Source organism: Streptomyces sp. SLBN-118 (assembly GCF_006715635.1).
Classification (GTDB): domain Bacteria; phylum Actinomycetota; class Actinomycetes; order Streptomycetales; family Streptomycetaceae; genus Streptomyces.
In genome coordinates this window covers 2655276-2675792 of the sequence record NZ_VFNP01000002.1, presented here as the reverse complement: position 1 = coordinate 2675792, position 20517 = coordinate 2655276, and the positions used below count along the sequence as shown (strand labels likewise).

Here is a 20517-nt window from a genome sequence, read left to right as displayed (position 1 = left end):
CGTCCAGGCGCATTCGGCGGCGGGCTGGACGGCGATCCTGGCGATGCTGGAAGCGGAGATGGGCGTCGCGCTGATCCCCCGCCCTCCCTCCGGCCCCTTAGCCCGTCCGGCTAGGAGTCGGCCACCGCTCTGATCACGAAGCCTCCGTGGCGACCGCGAGCGACTGCAGGTACCGCATCAGCGTCATCAGCACGTCGCGGCTCGACGCACGCATACGCGCGTCGCACGCGACGATCGGCACCGAATCCGGCAGATCGAGCGCGCCGCGCACCTCGTCGAGCGGGTAACCCGGCGCGTCCGGGAAGGAGTTGACGGCCACCACGAACGGCACCCCTCGCTCCTCCAGGCGGCCGATGACGTCGAAGCTGACCTCCAGGCGTCGGGTGTCGACCAGGACCACCGCGCCCAGGGCCCCCTCGAACAGTCCGCGCCACAGGAACCAGAAGCGTTCCTGGCCGGGCGTGCCGAAGAGGTACAGCACCAGCTCCTCGTTGATGCTGATGCGGCCGAAGTCCATGGCGACCGTCGTCGAGGTCTTGCGCTCCACGCCGGACGTGTCGTCGACGCCGACCCCGGCCTGCGTCATCGTCTCCTCGGTGGTCAGCGGCCGGATCTCGCTCACCGCGCCGACCAGGGTCGTCTTGCCGACTCCGAAGCCGCCCACGATGACCACCTTGACGGCGGCCGTGGCCGTCTCCGGCAGCACATCCTCGCTGCGCGGCCCGACGGCCTGCTCAGAGCTTCTGAAGTCCATCGATCACTGCCTCAATCAAAGCGCGGTCGGGGAGTTGGGCGGGCTTGACGGGTGCGCGGGCCAGTACCCGGTCCTCGGCCAGCAGATCGCTGAGCAGTACGGTGACGACGCTCACCGGAAGGCTCAGATAGGCGGAGATCTCGGCCACCGAGAGCGGAGCGTGGCAGAGCCGGATGATCGCGGCCTGCTCGGGCGGCGTACCGGGGCGGGGCGCCGACTTGGCCACGATCAGCGTGACCAGGTCGAGGGCGGTGGGCGCGGAGGAGCCGCTGCGGCCGCCCGTGATGACGTAGAGCCGCTCGGGACTGAGCTCCTCCCAGTCCCCGCCCGGGTTGCTCACGCGGTGTGCCCCTCGTGCCGCGGCGGCGTGCTCATGTGCTCCCCGATCCGCAGCACGAGGTCCCGCATCCGCTGTCCCATCAGCCCGGCGTCGACTCCTTCGTCGGCCAGCACGGCCAGGAACGCCCCCGAGCCCGCCGCCATCAGATAGAAGAAGCCGCCGTTCATCTCGATGACGACGAGGTGCATCCGGCCGTCGCTGTGCGGCAGTTCGGAGGCGACTGCGCCCGCGAGGCTCTGCAGCCCGGCGCAGGCGGCGGCCAGCCGGTCCGCGGTGTCGGTGTCCGCACCGTACTGGGCCATGCGCAGCCCGTCGGCGGACAGGACGACCACGTTTCGGGTCTGGGGTACGCCCTCTGCCAGGTCCTTGAGCATCCAGTCCATGTTGGTCCGGGTGGAATGCTGCTGAATCATGGCTGCGTGTTTCCCTTGCTCGTCTGGGTGGTCTCACCGGCGAGGCCGCTCTGGAAGGCGCTCAGCCACATGCCGGGCTGCACCTCGGGGGCGGCCTCCGGCTCGGATGCGGCGGCCGCGACGATCGTGGCCGGTTCGGTGACGGGGGCCTTGCGGCGCCGCTGCGGCAGGCCGGTCGGGGTCCGTTCGGTCACGATCGGGACCTCTTCGTCCGTCATCGGGCCGGTCACCTGCCGGGACGGCCGCTGTTCGGTGATCGTCCCGGTGGCGCGGGGGCCCGAGGACGCCCCGATGCCGTGCGCGAGACCGGTCGCCGACGACGCGGTGGTGATCAGTGCCTGCGGGACGACGAGCACGGCGCGCACACCGCCGTACGCCGACGAGCGCAGCGAGACCTGGAAGCCGTACACCTGCGACAGCCTGCCGACCACGGCGAGGCCGAGGCGGGGCGTCTCGCCCAGGTCGTTGACATCGATGCCCTGCTGGGCCTGGCGGAGCATACGCTCGGCCCGCTTGCGGGCCTCCTCGCTCATGCTCACACCGCCGTCCTCGATCTCGATGGCGATGCCCGACTGCACCTCGACGGCGGTCAGGTGGACCTTGGCCTGCGGCGGCGAGTAGCGGGTCGCGTTGTCGAGGAGCTCGGCGAGCGCGTGGATCAGCGGCTCGACGGCGGTGCCGACGACCGCGACCTCAGAGACCGAGTGGAGCTCGACTCGCTGGTAGTCGATGATCCGCGACATGGCGCCGCGCATCACGCTGTAGAGCGGTACGGCCTTGCTCCACTGGCGGCCGGGCCTCGCACCGCCGAGCACGGCGATGGAGTCGGCCAGCCGGCCGATCAGCGCGGTGCCGTGGTCGATCCGCAGCAGATCGCCGAAGACCTCGGGCGACCTGCCGTGCCGGTCCTCCATCTCCCGCAGTTCCTGGGCCTGTTGGTGGACGATGGCCTGCACCCGGCGGGCGATGTTGACGAACGCGCGCTGCGCGGACTCGCGCAGATCCTCCTCGGCGACGACCGCGTCGAGCACCGAACTGAGCACCGCCCGGTGCTCGGCCGGGGCGTCGAGCGAGTCGAGGACGTCCTCGGGGAACTCGCCTGTGCGCAGCCGCTCCACGACCTGCGGCAGCAGCTCGCCGGCCAGCCGCGCGGTCTCGGCCTGCTGTCGTGACAGTGCCGCCTCCCGCTCGGCGAGCCGGGCGCTCAGCTCTTCGATCCGCCGGCCGCGCCGCGCCACTTCCGCGCAGGCCACGGCGACCAGCACCAATGCCGCGACACCGATCCAGACCACCGCGGCACGCGCCGGGGCGGAGACCAGGGCAGCGGCCACCGCGACGGCCACGGCGAACGCGACGACGGGCAGGAGCCACCCGAAAGCGGCCGCGTTCCGCGGACTTCCGGTCGACGTTTCCTGTCGAACCATCAGCACCCTCAAACCATCGAACCGGAAAGATCACATGACGACGGGCGGGAGCATATCTCCTTCCAGTTACGGGAGATGACGCCGGGTCATTGGTTTGGAGGGATATTCACGTGCCCGGGAAACGGAATGCGCCCCGGGCCGATTGGCCCGGGGCGTCTGCCTGCGCGGATGTGCCTCTACACGCTTACGTGGCGGAGGCGTCGGCCGCCTGTGCCTTCAGCGCGCGCTCGACTCCCGCGCGCGATTCGGAGATCAGCCGCCGCAGAGCCGCGTTCGGCTCGGCCGAATCCAGCCATGCGTCCGTCGCGTCCAGCGTCTCCCGCGAGACCTGGAGCGCGGGGTAGAGACCGACCGCGATCTGCTGCGCGATCTCATGGGTGCGCGAGTCCCACACGTCCTTGACCGCCGCGAAGTACTTCTCGGTGTACGGGGCCAGCAGCTCACGCTGATCGGTCTGGACGAAGCCCGAAATGACCGCCTCCTGCTGGGCGTTCGGCAGCTTGTCGGAGTCCACGACCGACGCCCAGGCCTCGGCCTTCGCCTCGGCGGACGGCCGGGCCGCGCGCGCCGTCATCGCGTGGCGCTCGCCCGCGGCGGTCTTGTCCCGCTCGTACTCCGCCGCGATCTCGTCCTCGTCGAGCTGCCCGACCGCCGCGAGACGCTCCACGAAGGCCCATCGCAGCTCGGTGTCCACCACCAGGCCCTCGATGGTCTCCGTACCGTCCAGCAGCGCCTGCAGCAGGTCGAGTTGCTGCGGCGTGCGCGCGGTCGCCGCGAAGGCGCGCGCCCACGCCAGCTGGTGGTCGCTGCCCGGCTGTGCCGCCCGCAGATGCGCCAGCGTCGCGTCCGTCCACTGTGTGAGCCCCGCCTCGCGCCACTCGGGCGCCGCGTACAGGTCGATCGCCAGCTTCACCTGGCGGTGCAGCGACTGCACGACGCCGATGTCCGACTCCTTGCCGATACCGGAGAGGACCAGGGACAGATAGTCCCGCGTGGCGAGTTCGGCGTCTCGGGTCATGTCCCAGGCCGATGCCCAGCACAGGGCGCGCGGCAGCGACTCGGTGAAGTCGCCGAGGTGATCGGTGACGACCCGCAGCGACTCCTCGTCGAGGCGGACCTTCGCGTACGACAGATCGTCGTCGTTGAGCAGGATCACCGAGGGACGGCGGGTGTTCCGCGGGAACGGCACATCCGTGAGTTCGCCGTCCACGTCCAGCTCGATCCGGCTCGTGCGGACCAGCTTGCCGCTCTCGTCGAGGTCGTAGCAGCCGATCGCGATCCGGTGCGGGCGAAGGGTCGGCTCGCCCTTGGCGCCGGCGGGCAGCGCCGGGGCCTCCTGGCGCACCGAGAAGGAGGTGACGTAGCCCTCCTCGGAGATTTTGAGCTCCGGGCGGAGGATGTTGATGCCCGCGGTTTCCAGCCACTTCTGCGACCAGGTCTTCAGATCACGGCCGGAGGTCTCCTCCAGTGCGCCCAGCAGATCGGTCAGCCGGGTGTTGCCGAAGGCGTGTGCCTTGAAATAGGCCTGCACACCGCGGAAGAACTCGTCCTGGCCGACATACGCCACGAGCTGCTTCAGCACCGACGCGCCCTTGGCGTACGTGATGCCGTCGAAGTTCACGAGCACGTCGTCGAGGTCGCGGATATCGGCCATGATCGGGTGAGTGGACGGCAGCTGGTCCTGCCGGTAAGCCCACGTCTTCATCGAGTTCGCGAAGGTGGTCCAGGACTGCGGCCACCTCGACTCCGGGTGGGCGGCCTGGCAGGCGATCGAGGTGTAGGTGGCGAACGACTCGTTCAGCCACAGGTCGTTCCACCACTCCATGGTGACCAGGTCGCCGAACCACATGTGCGCCAGCTCGTGCAGGATCGTCTCCGCGCGCAGCTCGTACGCCGCGTCCGTCACCTTCGAACGGAAGACGTACTGGTCGCGGATGGTCACCGCGCCCGCGTTCTCCATCGCGCCCGCGTTGAACTCCGGCACGAAGAGCTGGTCGTACTTCGCGAAGGGGTAGTCGTAGTCGAACTTCTCCTGGAACCACTCGAAGCCCTGGCGGGTGACCTCGAAGATCGCGTCGGAGTCCAGGAACTCGGCGAGCGAGGGCCGGCAGTAGACACCGAGCGGGACGGACTGCCCGTCCTTCTCATAGCTGCTGTGCACCGAGTGGTACGGGCCGACGATCAGCGCCGTGACATAGCTGGAGATACGGGGCGTCGGCTCGAAGTGCCAGACGTTGTCCTTGGGCTCCGGTGTGGCCGAGTTCGAGACGACCGTCCAGCCCTCGGGGGCCTTCACAGTGAACTGGAACGTCGCCTTCAGGTCCGGCTGCTCGAAGGAGGCGAAGACACGGCGGGCGTCCGGCACCTCGAACTGGGTGTAGAGGTAGGCCTGCTGGTCCACCGGGTCGACAAAACGGTGCAGACCCTCGCCGGTGTTGGTGTACGAGCAGTCGGCGACGACCTTCAGCTCGTTTCGGCCCGCGTGCAGGGAAGCCAGCGCGATCCGGGAATCCCGGAAGACGGCGGCGACGTCCAGTGCCTCGCCGTTGAGCACCACCTCGTGCACGGCGGGAGCCACCAGATCGATGAAGGTCTGCGCGCCCTGCTCGGCGGAGTCGAAGCGCACCGTGGTCACCGACCGGTAGGTCCCGCCCTCCTGCGCGCCGCTCAGATCGAGATCGATCTCGTACGAGTCGACGGTCAGCAGGCTCGCCCGCTGCTGCGCCTCTTCGCGGGTCAGATTCGTGCCAGGCACGCTGTCATCTCCTCGGTTTCGTGACGTTTGCGGCCATCTTTCCACGCGGTGCCGTGGGGCTGCCCGCCGTTGATTCCCTGTCCGTTTTCCGCCGGAAGCGGAGCCCCTCGGGCGCCAGGCTGAACCCATGACCGAGACACTCTTCACGGCGCGGCCCATCGAGGCCGCCGCCCTCAAACAGCTTCGCGACACCGATGACGCGGGGCGCGCGTGCGCCCCGTACACCGACACCGAGTCAGGGGCCCCGCTGCGCTGCTGTCTGCGCCCGAGCGCGATCGGCGAAAGCATCGCCCTCGTGTCGTACGCACCGCTGCGTCGCTGGGCCGCTCAGACATGGGCGAAGCCCGGCGCGTACGACGAGCAGGGCCCCGTCTTCATCCACGCCGAGGAGTGCGAGGGCCCGGCGGAGGGGGGCCCGGCCGAGGGGGACGGCTACCCCTTCGCGCGGCCGGGCGCACTGCGGACTCTGCGGCGCTATGACGCGGAGGGCCGCATAGCGGGAGGCCGCCTGCTGGACATCCCGGAGGCGGCGACGGAGGCGTTCGACGGGGCGCTGCGGGAGGCGTTCGCGGACCCCGAGGTGGTGCTGGTCCACGTCAGGGCGGTGGAGTACGGCTGCTTCCTCTTCGAGGTGCGGCGGGGGTAGGGGGTGGGCGGTGCGCCTGCGGCGGGCCTTTTCCCCACCCCGCCCTTTCCCGAATCTGGGGGCAAGCCCCCAGACCCCGTACGCGCTTCGCGCGTGTCCTCAAACGCCGGACGGGCTGAGTGTGCGGCCCTGCCGCACACTCAGCCCCGTGGGGGTCCCCCCGGACGAAGTCTGGGGGAGTTTGAGGCGTGGGTTCCGGGGCGGAGCCCCGGTCCGGGATGCGGGTACCTCCCACGGCCGCCAGGCCGTAGGGGGAGGGCGGGCAGGGAAAGCCCGCCGCAGGCGCGGCCCGCTACCCGCGGAGCTCGTCCGCGACCAGTTCCGCGATCTGGACCGCGTTCAGCGCCGCCCCCTTGCGCAGGTTGTCGTTCGACAGGAACAGCGCCAGCCCGTTCTCGACCGTCTCGTCCACCCTGATACGGCCCACGTACGACGCGTCCTTGCCCGCCGCCTGCAGCGGCGTCGGGATCTCCGAGAGCTCGACCCCGGGCGCCTCCCTCAGCAGTTCGTACGCCCGCTCCACCGAGACAGGACGCGCGAAGCGCGCGTTGACCTGCAGCGAGTGACCGGAGAACACCGGCACCCGGACGCATGTGCCGGAGACCTTGAGCTCCGGGATCTCCAGGATCTTGCGGGACTCGTTGCGGAGCTTCTGCTCCTCGTCCGTCTCGAAGGAACCGTCGTCGACGATGTTCCCCGCCAGCGGCAGGACGTTGAAAGCGATGGGGCGCTTGTAGACGGCGGGCTCGGGGAACTCGACGGCCTCGCCGTCGAAGGTGAGCTGGTCGGCGGTCTCGGACACAGCGCAGGCCTGGGTGCGCAGCTCGGCCACACCGGCGAGCCCCGAGCCGGACACCGCCTGGTAGGTGGTGGCGACCATCGCGGTGAGGCCGGCCTCCGCGTGCAGCGGGCGCAGCACCGGCATCGCGGCCATCGTCGTGCAGTTCGGGTTGGCGATGATGCCCTTGGGCCGGTTCTTGATCGCGTGCGGGTTGACCTCGGAGACGACCAGCGGCACCTCGGGGTCGCGGCGCCAGGCCGAGGAGTTGTCGATCACGACGGCGCCCTGCGCGGCGACCTTCTCGGCGAGCACCCTGGAGGTCGCTCCACCGGCGGAGAAGAGCACGATGTCCAGGCCGGAGTAGTCGGCGGTGGACGCGTCCTCGATGGTGATCTCCTGGTCCTGCCACGTGAGGGAGGTGCCCGCGGACCGTGCGGAGGCGAAGAGTCGCAGCTCGTCGACCGGGAACTTCCGCTCGGCGAGGATCTTGCGCATGACTCCGCCGACCTGTCCGGTGGCTCCGACGATTCCGACCCTCACGGTGACTCCTTCTGTGGTTTCGACGCGGGCAGCCTGCCCATCATGCGTATGTCCCTGGCCGTCTTGTCCAATCCATTGTCCGGCATGCGGAAGGGGCGGGCGTCCGGCCAGGACGCCCGCCCCCTCCTTTTGCTCACAGGGCTACGGCGTGACCTTCTCGATCACCACGCTGCCGGCGCCCGCGACGGTGCCGCGGCCGTTCAGCAGCTGTACCTCGCCGAAGAACTGACGTCCCTCGGGAGCCGCGCCACCCACCAGAACCTCGGCGCTGACCTGCGCGGATGCTCCGTTGGCGAGCTTGACGGGCTTCGTCGAGTCGACCTTGACCGAGCCGAGCGACGCCGCGAAGTACACATCGCGGTAGTTGTACTCGGTGGTCCCGGCCGGGACGGCGTAACCGTCGACGACGATGGTGTAGGTGCCGGCGGCCGGCTTGAGCAGGCTCACCGCCTCCTCCGAGTCGCCGTCCGCGGACTGGCCGACCCGCACACCGTTCAGCAGGACCGTCAGGTCCAGGTCGGCGCCGGTGTCGGAGACCCCTCCGATGGCGACGTCGAGACGCTCGACGCCCTCACCGATGGTGACCGTCGACTCCTGCGACTCACCGTTCTTGATGGACGGGCGGGCCACCTTCGCCGAGCCCAGCGAACCGCCGGCGAGCTTGCCGTCGATCGCGGCGAAGCCGTTGGTGACCTTCCACTCGACCGGGGCCGGCGTGCCGACCTTCGCCTCGGGGAGCGTCTTGACGGCCGGGTCGAAGGAGGCGCCCAGCAGGCTGACGTCCAGCTTGTACGGGTTGTCGAGCAGCGGAGACGTACGCCGCGACTCGACCTCGATCTCCCAGACGCCCGGCGTCGGCTCGGGGTACGAGCGCAAGTCCGGACGGCAGGTGTTCGCCGGATTGTTGTAATTGGGGTAGCAGAAGATGGTCGAGCTGTCCTCGACTCCCACGCCGTACGGGTGGATGCCGATGAACCGGGTCTGGCTGTTCGCGGCCAGACCGCCGAGCGCGACCTCGAGGTTCTTCGCGCCCTCGGGCACCGTGACGAAGTACGACTTGTGGCTGTTGCGCTGCACCGAGCCGGAAGCCGAGAAGGTGTAGCCGGGCTTCGCGAGCTCCTTGGAGACCACCACGGTCGCCATAATCTGTTTGTCCACGCCCTCGGTGCGCGGGTCGTCCGCCTCGAGGATCGCGCTGTGCACGCCGGCCGTCCGGGGCTTGGCCGTGACCTTGACGGTGACCGGGGTGTTCAGCGGCAGCATGACCGAGCCGCTGCCGGGCAGGCCGAAGGTGCCGTCGTTGTACTTCCAGTCCAGTTCGTGCCGAACGGGGCGGTCCGGACCGGTCGTCCGCGTGATGACGACGTCGTAGGACTTCTTCTGCCCGGCCTTCAGACCGCCCTCGCGGTCGTAGAGGCCGGTGCCGAAGCCGGGGGTCTTCAGCGCGAAGTCGATCGCGGTGTCGACCGGGGCCTTGACGCTGTACTCGTGGGCGGTGGCGCCGTCCTTGATGGCGTCCCAGGCGTCCACGATGTTGATCAGGCCGGAACCCTGCTCGTGCGCCTGCACTCCGGGAATGCGGTGCGCGGTGCTGGTGAGAGCGGTGCGCAGCTTCGCCGGGGTCAGCTCGATGTGCCGCTGCTTGGCGGCGGAGATGAGCAGCGCGCTCGCGCCCGCGGCCTGCGGCGAGGACATCGAGGTGCCCTGCAGCATCGAGTAGCCGGCCGGGAGCTCGTAGCCCGCCTCCTTGACCGGGCTGCCGGGCAGCCAGGTCTGGGTGGTGTTGATGGAGGCGCCGGGGGCGGTGATGACCGGCGCGAAGCCGCCGTCCTCGCGCGGGCCGCGGGAGGAGAAGGGCAGCATGGCGTACTTCTTGGTCACCCGGGAGCCGTAGTTGGCCGCCCAGGTCTCCTTGGAGATGGCGGCGCCGACGGAGATGACCTTGTCGGCGAGGCCCGGGTCGCCGATGGTGTTGGTGCCCGGACCCTCGTTGCCGGCCGAGATGACCAGCTGGACGCCGTAGGTGTCGATGAGGCGCGTGTAGAGCTCGGCGCGGGCGTTGTTGCCGTCGTTCAGCGCGGGCAGACCGCCGATGGACATGTTGACGATGTCCACACCGCGGTTGATGACCAGGTCGGCCATGCCCTCGGTGAGCGCGATGTTGGTGCAGCCGCCGCTCCAGGTGCAGGCGCGCGAGGAGACCAGCTTGGCGCCGGGCGCCGCGCCGTTCATCCTGCCGCCGAAGAGGCTGTTGGCCGCGGTGATGCCGGCGACGTGCGTGCCGTGCTCGGACTCGATGACGCCGATGTTGACGTAGTCGGCCTTGGCACCCGCGGCGTTGTAGACGACGTCCTTGCGGACCTCGATGACGAACGGGATGCGCTCGACGACGTCGGTCGCCGGGTTGTCCTTGCCGAAGTAGCCGACCTGGAAGCCGTTCTTGTACGGCTTCATCACGGTGTCGTTGGCGAAGTTGCCGTCGTTGTCGAGGTCGACCGTGGCGGTGCGGGTGCCCGGGTCGTAGAGCACGCCCCAGACGTCGGTCGTGTCGCCGTCCCGGTTGAGGTCGCCGGCCATGTCGCCGCCCTTGGTGGCGGCCTCGGCGAAGAGGTTGAACTTGTACGCGCCCGCCGGGGCGGAGTACGTACGGCCGTTGACGGTGAACGTCGGGCCGCTGACATCGAGCGACATCCGGCGCCAGGTGGCGTCGCCGTCCGAGACCGGGTCGGTCGCCGTGACCCAGTCGACGATCTTGCGCTCGCCGGTGGTGGTCTTCTGCAGCGCCGGGTGGCCGAGGTCGATGCCGGAGTCGAGGATGCCGATGGTCACACCGCGGCCGTCGGCCTTGGGGTGCGCCTTGACGAAGTCGACAGCGCCGGTCTCGAAGGACGGGTTGTACGGGTTCTTCGCCGGGGTGCCCTTGCCGGGTGCCGGGTAGTGCGTCGCCTGCGCGGCCGCGGTGCCCGCGGCCTTGGCGGCGTCGGCTGCCGGAGTCGGGTCGTCCAGCTTGACCTCGTGCTTGAGGTCGATGCCGTGAACGCTGGAGAGCTTGGCGGCCGCCTTGAGCGCGGCCTCCGCCTTGCCGGTGGGGAGGGTGGCCCGCACATAGCCGAGCTGGTCGTAGGTCTTGCCGACCACGGCTCCCTCGACGGCGCCGAGCTGCCCGGCGACCTGCTCGGTCGAGCCGGGGGCGGTGGCGACCATCACGGTCACGTTCTTCTCACCCTTGGCCTCGGCCTGGGCGAGAAGTTCCTTGTCGGCCGAGCCGAGCTTGTCGGACGAGGCCGCCTTGACGCCGGCAGAAGTGCCCGGATCGTCGGCGGGCGCGGCCGAGAAGGCGGGTACGGCGCCTGCCGCCACCAGTGCGGCCACGATCGATGCGGCGGCCGCGATGCGGGCCGCGCGTCTGTGACCTGGTACGGAGCGCCCGGATAGAGGGCTCTGGGATTGGGGGGTCATCAGCATCCCTGCTTGTGAAAGGAAGGGTCCGGAATTCGGTGCCGGATGACCGCTCAGCTTTGCGTAAGTGACAGGGGTTTGTAGAGAGTTGTCATGGCTGTGATGTGGTCATGGCGGAAACCCGCCACGGTTGGCGGTACGTCATCAGGGACAAATGGGTGATTCAGTCCTCGCGGCTGCGGGCGTAGTGCCGTGAGGCCTTCGCCCGGTTGCCGCACACGGCCATGGAGCACCAGCGGCGGGTGCCGTTCCGCGACGTGTCGAAGAAGTGCAGGACGCAGGCCTCGTGCGCGCAGGCGCGGATGCGGTCGGGCGCGGTGCGCAGCAGATCGAGATGGCCGCGGGCGGCGATCCAGCCCGGGCCCCAGGCCGGGTCCGCGAACTCCGCGCGCTCGCCGGGGCCTTCGGTGTCGAGAGTGGCGCGGATGCGGCCGTGGCCGAGGATTTCGTCGACGCGTGCGGCCGCCGCGGCGGCGCCGGGGTTGTCGACCAGGGCGGCAAGCGCCTCGCGGGCGGTCAGCGTCCGCTCCAGGGTGGCCGCGTCGGCGGTGAACCGGTCGGCGAGGCCGTTGGCCGTCAGCCAGACGAGCAGTCCGCCGGCGTCGGTCAGCAGGTCCTGGCGTACGCCGTCGTGCATCCATCGGGTGTTGAGCAGATCCAGGGAGACGGGCTCGCCGGTGAGCGGCCGTGGGTCGGACAGGGCGGGCATCCCGCGTCTCCTCTCGTAGCTAACCACTCAAGAGTACGTGACCGGTTGCATGTCTCCACTGTAACCACTAAAGTCAAAGTGAGAGGTTAGATCGAACGGATCTTCCGACGTCCGAGAGGTGTGCCATGACGGCGACCAGCACTCTGCGTACCGGCCATATCGGCCTCAATGTCACCGACCTCGACCGCTCCCTCCCCTTCTACGGGGACGCGCTCGGCTTCGAGGTGCTCGGCCGGGGCAAGGAGGACGGCCGCCGCTACGCCTTCCTCGGGCGGGACGGGCAGCTCGTCCTCACCCTCTGGCAGCAGGCGGACGGGGCCTACGCCCCCGCTCTCGCCGGGCTGCACCACCTCGCCTTCGAGACGGAATCCATCGAGGAGGTCCGCGCCGCCGAGACCCGCCTGAAGACCTTCGGCGTCCACTTCGCCTACGAGGGCGTGGTCGCCCACGGTGAAGGAGCGGCCTCCGGCGGGATCTTCTTCCACGACCCGGACGGCACCAGGCTGGAGATCTACGCCCCCACCGGCGCCGAGGATGCCCCCGTGCCGACCGCCGCCGCGCCCACCTGCGGCTTCTTCTGAGGAGTTGGCTCCCGTGGACCCGTACCACCACGGCTCGCTCGCCGTGCAGGACCGCGTCGGCGTACGCGAACAGGCCGCGCACGTCGGCCGCTCCATAGGCCGGGGCATCAAACCGGTCGCCGCCGCCTTCCTGGGACTCCAGCCGATGCTGGTACTCGGCGCGGCGGACGGCGACGGCCGGATGTGGGCCTCGCTGCTGACCGGTGAGCCCGGTTTCGTACGGGCCGCGGGGCCGCACTCCGTCTCGGTCGCCGGCCAAGTGCGCGCAGGAGACCCGCTCCGGTCTGTCCTCGGTGCCGGCGGGACACCCGTCGGCACGATCGCCCTCGACCCCCGCACCCGGCGCCGGATGCGCATGGGCGGCACGGCCCGCCCGTCCGCCCGCGGTCTCGCGATCGAGACAGAGCGGGTGTTCGCCAACTGCCCGAAGTACCTGCAGAAGCGAGAGCTGTACGCTTCCGGCCCGGCCGGCGGCGGCACGGCCGAGCACGGCAGTCGGCTCACCGCCGGCCAGCAGGAGTTCATCCGCAGCGCCGACACCTTCTTCATCGCCACCGGCACACCGGAAGGCGTCGACGCCAGCCACCGCGGCGGCAGCCCCGGCTTCGTACAGGTCACCTCGCCCACCGGTCTCGGGTGGCCGGACTATCCGGGGAACGCGATGTTCCTGACGCTGGGCAACCTGGAGACCGACCCGCGCGCCGGACTGCTCTTCCTCGACTGGAGCACCGGCGCCACCCTCCAGCTCACCGGCACCGCGCACACCGAGTACTCCGGCACCGGCCGCAGCGTCCGGTTCACCGTCGATCAGGCCGTCGAGACCAGGGCGGCCAGTGAGCTGCGCTGGTCGGAGCCCGAATACTCGCCCGCCAACCCGTCCCTGGGGTAGGGATCCTGGGCGTACGTCTACCCTCACCGCATGAACAAGCAGTTGCGGAACAAGGAGTTGAGGGTTGCGGCCTACGCCGTGTGCGTACGGGAGGAACAGATCCTGCTCGCCCGCTGGGTGGCTCGCGACGGCGCCAAGAAGTGGACGCTGCCCGGCGGCGGCATGGACCACGGGGAGGACCCCCTCGACACCGTCGTCCGTGAGGTCGAAGAAGAAACCGGCTACGCGTCGGAGATGACCGCACTGCTCGGCCTCGACACCATCCGCCGCCAATACCCCCGCAGACTGGGTGCGTTCGCCGACTTCCAGGGGCTGCGCATCGTGTACGAGGGCAGGGTCACCGGTGGCGAGCTGCGCCATGAGACGAACGGGTCGACCGACCTCGCAGCCTGGCATCCGCTCGCCTCGGTGACCGGTCTGGAGCGGGTCGAACTCGTCGACATCGGCCTGGAACTGTGGCGTTCCAGGCCACCGGTCGGCCGGGTCGACCGGACTGGCCGATAGACGCTCAACCCTGCCGCCCCGGGCAACGCCGTACGCATCGCCGAAGTCCCCTCCTGCGACAGCAGTCGCAGACAGGAGACCGAGATGGCAGGACGTTCAGCACGCACGGTCCAAACGGCGTTGACAGGAGCGGTGGCGGTGGCAGCCCTGGCCACCGGCGCGCTGGTGAGCCCAGCGGCCGCGGACAGCGGGACGGCAGGAAGCCGGGGAGGTGACCACAGCGCCACGCGGCGGGCGATCGAGGCCGCCGTCCGCGACGGGGTTCCCGGGGTCCTCGCCCAGGCGCGCGACCGCGACGGCACGTGGAACGGCACGGCCGGCGTGGCGAACCTGAAGACGGGGCGCGAACGCCTGCCGCACGACCGCTACCGCGTGGGGTCCATCACCAAGACCTTCGTCGCCACCGTCGTTCTCCAGCTGGAGGCCGAGGGCAGACTGAGCCTGAACGACACCGTGGACCACTGGCTCCCCGGCGTCGTGCACGGCAGCGGCCACGACGGTCGCCGCATCACCCTGAGGCAACTCCTCAACCACACCAGCGGGATCTACAACTACACCGAGGACCGGGGGTTCGCGGAGAAGGTCTTCGGCGACGGCTTCTTCCAGCACCGCTACGACACCTGGACCCCACGGCAGCTGGTCGGCCTCGCGATGGGACACGAGCCCTACTTCGCGCCCGGCACGAGCTGGCACTACTCCAACACCAACTTCATCCTCGCCGGGATGGTCGTCGAGAAGGCGACGGGACGTGCGTACGGCTCCGAGATCGAGCGCCGGATCCTGCGCCCGCTCTCCCTTCGTGCCACGTCCCTGCCCGGGACCGACGCCCGGATGCCGCGCCCCAGCGGCCGGGCCTACTCGAAGCTGTCCGAGGACCCGAAGGCGAAGATCCACGATGTGACCGAGCTGAACCCGTCGGCCGCGGGATCGGCCGGCGAGATGGTCTCCGACTCCGCCGATCTGCAGCGTTTCTACCGGGCGCTGCTGAAGGGCGAGCTGCTGCCGCGCAAGCAGCTGCGGGAGATGACCGCCACCGTTGCGATGGACCCGAAGGATCAGGACAAGCGCTACGGCCTCGGCCTGATGCAGATCAAGACGAGCTGCGGCAAGGACGTCTGGGGCCATGGTGGCGGAATCCACGGGTCCTCGTCCGACGCGCTCACCACCCGGGACGGGAGTCATTCGCTGGCGATGAACTTCAACGGCGACTGGTCGGGGGACAGCTGGGCCGTCGTGGAGGCGGAGTTCTGCGGCTGACCGCTCAGCGCGGCAGCACCACGACACAGGCGGCCGGATCGCGGTCCGCCGCCGCCATCAGGGCGGTGCGGACCACGGTCGCCTGATGCTCGGGCGACTCCCGCAGCTTGCGCGGCGTGAGGTGTACGACGGTGATGCCGAGCCGCTCCAGATGCTCGCGCTTACGGGCGTACTCCGACCGGAGCGCGTCCTCGCCCTGGCGGGGAGCGCGGGTGTCCAGCTCGACGGCGACGGCCTGTTCGGGCCAGTAGGCGTCGATGCCGCCCACGTGCGGACCGCCGGGGAGGCGCAGGTCCACGTTCCACAGGGGGACGGGCAGGCCGTGATCGCGCACCAGGTCGTAGAGACGGTCCTCGGCCAGCGCCCGGCCCTGGGCGAGCAGCGAGTCGACGGCGTCGACGACATGGGGACGGTTCAGCAGCCGCGCCCGGTTCAACTCCCTGACGACCGCGGCGGGTTCGCAGTGTCCGCGGCGGACGGCCTCGGTGAGCAGCTGCCGTACCGCACTGGGGTCCGCGAGTTCCGCGACGGCGTCGGCAAGGGCACGCGGCACGGGCGCGACGGGGAGGCCGGTGATCTCCTGCGCCCCCGGCAGCTCGCGCGAGCGCACGAGCCGTGCGCAACCGGTCGACCGCAGCCGCCGGGTGCGGGGGACGAGGACGTCGATCCGCTCCAGGGAGAGGAGCGGCGGTACCGAGGAGAACTGATGCAGCGCGAGGGCGGCGAGCCCGGTGATCATGGCCTCCCCGTAGCGGGGTGCGGCGCTCCGGGGCTCGCCCTGCGCGGGAATCACCGGGCGCCCGGCGTACAGGAGCGCGCCGTGCAGCCTCTCCTCACTGGTCGGCGGACCGGGGTGCAGCACAAACACCCCCGGCAGCAGCAACTGCCAGGGCCCACCGGGCCGGCACTGCTCGGCGGTCCGGGCGGCGGACACACCGTGCGCCCGCAGCTGCGCGGCGGACAGGACGCGGCGCTGCACGTCGGAGAGGTGGGAGAGAGGGAGGGGGGAGAGCGGGGCGTTGTGGTTCATGCGACGGGAATGCCCGCGGCGGGTCGGTGCGCTAACCGCTGTTACAGGCTTGTCGACAATTCAGGACAACCTCGTCCTAAAGTACGGGAGTTCGACTGCCGATCAGACGCAGCCGCGCGGGCCCTGTGCCGTGTCTCCGGCCCGGACCCGTGTGCGACCTCCGGCCGTATGTCCTCAAACGACGGACGGGCTGTATGTGCGGCCCAGCCGCACATACAGCCCGTGGAGGCCCGGACGAGTCCGGGGCGGAGCCCCCGGTTACTGCCGGGCCGACGCCCCCGCGTGGCACGCCTGAGCCCGCAAGCCCCTCGCCAGGTCGTCCCGCGACTCCAGCACCAGCCGCCTCAGAGCCGGCGCCGCCCCCTCATGCGCCGCGAGCCACGCATCCGTCGCCGCCAGCGTCGCCTCGCTGTCCTGCAGGCCCGGGAACAGGCCCTTCACCACGTCCATGCCGATCTGGATCGACCGCTCCTCCCACACGCGCTCGATCGCCTCGAAGTACTTCGGCACATACGGCGCGAGCAGCTCCCGCTGCCCCGGCTGGGCGAAGCCCGAGATCGTCGCTTCCACCAGCGCGTTGGACAGCGCGTCCGATTCGACGACCTGCGCCCAGGCCTGGTCCTTGACCGCCGCCGACGGGCGCGCCGCCAGGCAGCGGACCTGGTGGCGCTTGCCCGAGGCCGTGTCGTCGCGGGCGAGTTCCGCCGCGATGAAGGTCTCGTCCGCCGCCCCGTGTGCGGCAAGCGGCTCCACGAACGACCACCGCAGTTCCTGGTCCACATCGAGCCCGTCGATCTCCGCCGAGCCTTCCAGCAGGCCCCGCAGCAGCTGCAGATCCGCCGCCGATGTCGCTGTCGTGGCGAAGAACCGCGCCCAGGTCAGCTGGTGCTGACTGCCCGGCTCGGTCTGCCGCAGTTCCCGCAGCGCGCCCTCCGCGAGCTGCCGCCCGCCCTCCTCGCGCCAGGCCGGCGCGGCGTAGTGGTGCAGCGCCGTGCGGGCCCACGCGTGGAGCATCTGCAGCACGCCGATGTCCGACTCGCGCCCCGCGAACCTCAGCACCAGGTCGATGAAGTCCCGCGCGGGCATCAGCGCGTCCCGCGTCAGATTCCACAGCGCGGACCAGCACAGGGCCCGCGCCAGCGGGTCGGTGAGGTCGCCCAGGTGGCTGCGCAGCGTCGCGAGGGAGCCCTCGTCGAAGCGGATCTTGCAGTACGTCAGGTCCTCGTCGTTGACGAGGACCAGCTCGGGCCGCTCGGTGCCGGCGAGGGCGTCCACGATCGTCCGTGGCCCGGTGACGTCCACCTCGGCGCGGGCGTAACGCACCAGCGCACCGGCCTCGTTGCGGTAGAGACCGACCGCCACCCGGTGCGGCCTGAGCGCGCCGCTCGGTGGAGCCGCGGAATCGGACGCGGTGTCCTGTACCACCGCGAGCTCGGTGATCCGGTCACCCGCGTCGTATGTCACCACGGGGGTGAGCGAGTTGACGCCCGCGGTCTCCAGCCAGGATCGCGACCAGGTCGCCATGTCCCGCCCGGACGTCTCTTCGAGCACGGCGAGCAGGTCGGCGAGGCGGGTGTTCCCGTACGCGTGCCGCTTGAAGTAGCGCCGAGCGCCCTCCAGGAAGGCGTCCTGGCCGACGTATGCGACGAGCTGCTTCAGCACGGACGCGCCCTTGGCGTACGTGATCCCGTCGAAGTTCAGCTTGGCGTCCTCCAGGTCGCGGATGTCGGCCGTGACCGGGTGGGTCGAAGGCAGCTGGTCCGCCCGGTACGCCCACGACTTGCGGTTGTTGGCGAAGGTGATCCAGCCGTTGGTGAAGCGGGTCGCCCCGACCATCGAGAAGGTGCCCATGAAGTCGGCGAAGGACTCCTTCAGCCACAGGTCGTCCCACCACACCATGGTGACCAGATCGCCGAACCACATGTGCGCCATCTCGTGCAGGATCACGTTGGCCCGGCGCTCGTACGACGCCTGCGTCACCTTCCCCCGGAAGATGAACTCCTCGCGGAAGGTCACACAGCCCGGGTTCTCCATCGCCCCGATGTTGTACTCGGGCACGAACGCCTGGTCGTACTTCCCGAACGGGTACGGGTAGTCGAAGTGGTCGTGGAAGAAGTCCAGGCCCTGCCTCGTCACGAGGAAGATGTCCTCGGCGTCGAAGTGCCTGGCGAGTCCCTTGCGGCACATCGCGCCGAGCGGGATCTCCAGCGTCGTCCCGTCGTCGAAGGTGCGGGTGTAGATGTCGGTCTCGTGGTGGTACGGACCCGCCACGACCGCCGTGATGTACGAGGAGATCGGCTTCGTCTCCGCGAAGCGCCACACCCCGTCCTCGTCCCGTGCGCCCTCGCCGTTGCTCCAGACGGTCCAGTCCTCCGGCGCGGTCACCTCGAAGCGGAACGGCGCCTTCAGGTCAGGCTGTTCGAAGGTGACGAAGACCCGGCGGGCGTCGGCCGGCTCGTACTGCGTGTAGAGATAGACCTCGCCGTCCTCCGGGTCGACGAAGCGGTGCATCCCCTCGCCGGTACGGCTGTACGCGCACTGCGCGTCCACCATCAGTACGTTCTCCGCGGCCAGAGACTCCAGCGCGATCCGTGAGCCGTCGAAGACCGCGGCCGTGTCCAGCTTCTCGCCGTTCAGCGTGACGGCCGTCACGGCGGGCGCCAGCAGATCCGCGAAGGTCGACGCGCCCGGTTCCGTGCAGCGGAAGCGGATCGTGGTCACCGAGCGGAAGGTGCGTGGCCCTGAGCCCTCCGTGGCCTCCCCGACCGCGGAACGCAGATCGAGGGCAACCTCGTACCCGTCGACGGACACCAGCTCGGCCCGTCGTCGGGCCTCGTCGCGGGACAGATTCTCACCGGGCACGGGCACTCCTTCGTGTCTCGTTCGGACAGGACCGATCCTCGCATGCGCACCTGAGCGGGGTGCGTCCGGGAATCGTCCGCTGACCATCGGTGTTGTCCGTTTGAGGCGTACGTGGCGTCACAACAAGGAGAGAAATGTCCGAAAGCGGTCAGACCGGCAAGACCCCCGTCGACTTCTGGTTCGACCCCGTGTGCCCCTGGGCGTGGATGACCTCGCGCTGGATGCTCGAAGTGGAGAAGGTCCGGGACGTCGAGGTCCGCTGGCATGTGATGAGCCTGGCGGTCCTGAACGAGCCCAAGCTCGACGAGCTCTCCGAGAAGTACCGCGAGCTCATACAGCAGGCATGGGGACCGGTCCGGGTCGTCATCGCCGCGCAGCAGAAGCACGGTGACGAGGTGCTCGGAGACCTCTACACCGCTCTCGGCACCCGCTTCCACAACCGCGGCGAGGGCTCGACCCGCGAGGCCATCATCGGTGCGCTGGAGGAGGTGGGCCTCCCGGCCGAGCTGATCGAGTACGCCGACTCCGACGCGTACGACACCGAGCTGCGCGCCTCCCACAAGGAGGGCATCGACAAGGTCGGCCAGGACGTCGGCACCCCGGTCATCGCGGTCCCGGGCTCGGACGGCGAGCAACTCGCGTTCTTCGGGCCGGTCGTCACGCCGGCGCCGAAGGGCGAGGAGGCGGCCAAGCTCTGGGACGGCACCTTGATGGTCGCGTCCATCCCCGGTTTCTACGAGATCAAGCGCACCCGCACACAAGGCCCGATCTTCGACTGACCTCTTTGCCCCTTGCTCATGGAAGGACCCCTGCGAGTCAGGTTCTCGCAGGGGTCCTTCGTCATTCCGCCCGCACGTGAAGGCTGAGAAGACGATCACGGGCGGGACGCTTCAGGCTGCCCGGTTCACTGGGTGATGAGCGGCGTACTCCCCTTGGCCCGGTCGTAACGCCGCGCCACGTCCGGCCAGTTGACGACCTGCCACATCGCCTCGATGAAGTCCACCTTCTGGTTCTTGTACTGAAGGTAGAACGCGTGCTCCCAGGCGTCGAAGACCAGGATCGGGATCGAGCCCTGGCCGACGTTGCCCTGGTGGTCGTAGACCTGCTCGACGATCAGGCGCCCGCTGACCGGCTCGTACGCGAGAACGCCCCAGCCCGAACCCTGGGTGGTCGCCGAGGCCCTGGTCAGCTGGGACTTGAACTTGGCGAAGGAGCCGAAGGACTCGGCGACGGCGTCCGCGAGGTCGCCGACGCCGTCGGCTGCCAGCGGCTCGCCGCCGCCGTCGCCGGTCATGTTGTGCCAGTAGATCGAGTGCAGGATGTGGCCGGAGAGATGGAAGGCAAGGTTCTTCTCCAGGCCGTTGATCGCCCCCCATGCCTCCTTGTCACGGGCCTCTGCGAGCTGCTCCAGGGTGTCGTTGGCGCCCTTGACGTAGGCGGCGTGGTGCTTGTCGTGGTGAAGCTCGATGATCTGCGGGCTGATGACCGGTTCGAGTGCCGCGTAGTCATAGGGAAGTTCGGGAAGCGTGTACATGGCCATGTTCGTCCGGCCCCCCCGCTGCTTATTGCACAT

The 20517-nt window shown here is 69.8% G+C and carries 17 protein-coding genes; 6 read left to right on the top strand and 11 right to left on the bottom strand.

What is annotated here, in order from left to right; translation table 11 throughout:
• Window positions 1–133: 133 nt before the first annotated feature.
• The 5 genes from FBY35_RS30615 to pepN (FBY35_RS30595) all read right to left on the bottom strand — a co-directional run bounded on the left by FBY35_RS30615 (window position 134) and on the right by pepN (FBY35_RS30595) (window position 5686).
• Window positions 134–754: an ATP/GTP-binding protein gene (locus FBY35_RS30615; RefSeq protein WP_142217187.1), complete on the bottom strand. Its 621-nt coding sequence runs from the start codon at window positions 752–754 to the stop codon at window positions 134–136.
• The gene (locus tag FBY35_RS30610) at window positions 735–1094 is read right to left on the bottom strand and encodes a DUF742 domain-containing protein (protein ID WP_142217186.1); all 360 of its coding nucleotides are present in this window, start codon (window positions 1092–1094) and stop codon (window positions 735–737) included. Before FBY35_RS30610 ends, FBY35_RS30615 begins: the two co-directional genes overlap by 20 nt.
• Entirely contained in the window at window positions 1091–1507 is a 417-nt protein-coding gene (locus tag FBY35_RS30605; protein WP_142217185.1) for a roadblock/LC7 domain-containing protein, read from the bottom strand. The genes FBY35_RS30610 and FBY35_RS30605 overlap by 4 nt, the downstream gene beginning before the upstream one ends.
• A complete protein-coding gene (locus FBY35_RS30600; protein WP_142217184.1) occupies window positions 1504–2931 on the bottom strand; it encodes a sensor histidine kinase KdpD in 1428 nt (475 codons plus the stop codon). The genes FBY35_RS30605 and FBY35_RS30600 overlap by 4 nt, the downstream gene beginning before the upstream one ends.
• Window positions 2932–3115: 184 nt before the next feature.
• Entirely contained in the window at window positions 3116–5686 is a 2571-nt protein-coding gene (gene pepN, locus FBY35_RS30595) for an aminopeptidase N (protein ID WP_142217183.1), read from the bottom strand.
• A gap of 127 nt (window positions 5687–5813) precedes the next feature.
• Here pepN (FBY35_RS30595) and FBY35_RS30590 point away from each other — a divergent pair, with 127 nt between their 5' ends.
• Window positions 5814–6332 (top strand): DUF1203 domain-containing protein, encoded by a 519-nt coding sequence (locus tag FBY35_RS30590; protein WP_142217182.1) that lies wholly within the window; start codon window positions 5814–5816, stop codon window positions 6330–6332.
• Between the two features lie 292 nt (window positions 6333–6624).
• Here the strand turns inward: FBY35_RS30590 and FBY35_RS30585 are convergent, their stop codons facing one another.
• The 3 genes from FBY35_RS30585 to FBY35_RS30575 form a co-directional block, all read right to left on the bottom strand.
• Window positions 6625–7653, bottom strand: coding sequence for an aspartate-semialdehyde dehydrogenase (locus FBY35_RS30585; protein WP_142217181.1), 1029 nt, complete (start codon window positions 7651–7653; stop codon window positions 6625–6627).
• A 141-nt stretch (window positions 7654–7794) separates the two neighbouring features.
• The gene (locus tag FBY35_RS30580) at window positions 7795–11118 is read right to left on the bottom strand and encodes a S8 family serine peptidase (protein ID WP_142217180.1); all 3324 of its coding nucleotides are present in this window, start codon (window positions 11116–11118) and stop codon (window positions 7795–7797) included.
• Window positions 11119–11275: 157 nt separating this feature from the next.
• A complete protein-coding gene (locus FBY35_RS30575; RefSeq protein WP_142217179.1) occupies window positions 11276–11821 on the bottom strand; it encodes a CGNR zinc finger domain-containing protein in 546 nt (181 codons plus the stop codon).
• A 125-nt stretch (window positions 11822–11946) separates the two neighbouring features.
• On the opposite strand from FBY35_RS30575, the gene FBY35_RS30570 reads away from it, so the two are divergent.
• The 4 genes from FBY35_RS30570 to FBY35_RS30555 all read left to right on the top strand — a co-directional run bounded on the left by FBY35_RS30570 (window position 11947) and on the right by FBY35_RS30555 (window position 15052).
• Window positions 11947–12402 (top strand): VOC family protein, encoded by a 456-nt coding sequence (locus FBY35_RS30570; RefSeq protein ID WP_142217178.1) that lies wholly within the window; start codon window positions 11947–11949, stop codon window positions 12400–12402.
• Between the two features lie 13 nt (window positions 12403–12415).
• The gene (locus FBY35_RS30565; RefSeq protein WP_260848863.1) at window positions 12416–13291 is read left to right on the top strand and encodes a pyridoxamine 5'-phosphate oxidase family protein; all 876 of its coding nucleotides are present in this window, start codon (window positions 12416–12418) and stop codon (window positions 13289–13291) included.
• Window positions 13292–13321: 30 nt separating this feature from the next.
• A complete protein-coding gene (locus FBY35_RS30560) occupies window positions 13322–13795 on the top strand; it encodes an NUDIX hydrolase (RefSeq protein ID WP_142217176.1) in 474 nt (157 codons plus the stop codon).
• An 84-nt stretch (window positions 13796–13879) separates the two neighbouring features.
• On the top strand, window positions 13880–15052 hold the full coding sequence (locus FBY35_RS30555) for a serine hydrolase (protein ID WP_142217175.1): 1173 nt from the start codon (window positions 13880–13882) through the stop codon (window positions 15050–15052).
• Window positions 15053–15056: 4 nt separating this feature from the next.
• On the opposite strand, the gene FBY35_RS30550 is transcribed toward FBY35_RS30555, so the two are convergent.
• Together FBY35_RS30550 and pepN (FBY35_RS30545) are read right to left on the bottom strand one after the other, a co-directional pair.
• The gene (locus FBY35_RS30550) at window positions 15057–16082 is read right to left on the bottom strand and encodes a hypothetical protein (RefSeq protein ID WP_142217174.1); all 1026 of its coding nucleotides are present in this window, start codon (window positions 16080–16082) and stop codon (window positions 15057–15059) included.
• Window positions 16083–16340: 258 nt separating this feature from the next.
• Window positions 16341–18944: an aminopeptidase N gene (gene pepN, locus FBY35_RS30545; RefSeq protein ID WP_142217173.1), complete on the bottom strand. Its 2604-nt coding sequence runs from the start codon at window positions 18942–18944 to the stop codon at window positions 16341–16343.
• 134 nt (window positions 18945–19078) lie between these two features.
• Here pepN (FBY35_RS30545) and FBY35_RS30540 point away from each other — a divergent pair, with 134 nt between their 5' ends.
• Window positions 19079–19723, top strand: a complete 645-nt coding sequence (locus FBY35_RS30540; RefSeq protein ID WP_142217172.1) for a DsbA family protein — start codon at window positions 19079–19081, stop codon at window positions 19721–19723.
• Between the two features lie 125 nt (window positions 19724–19848).
• Here the strand turns inward: FBY35_RS30540 and FBY35_RS30535 are convergent, their stop codons facing one another.
• Window positions 19849–20484 carry a superoxide dismutase gene (locus FBY35_RS30535; protein WP_142217171.1) on the bottom strand — a complete coding sequence of 212 codons (636 nt, stop codon included), beginning with the start codon at window positions 20482–20484 and terminating at the stop codon, window positions 19849–19851.
• Window positions 20485–20517: the final 33 nt, after the last annotated feature.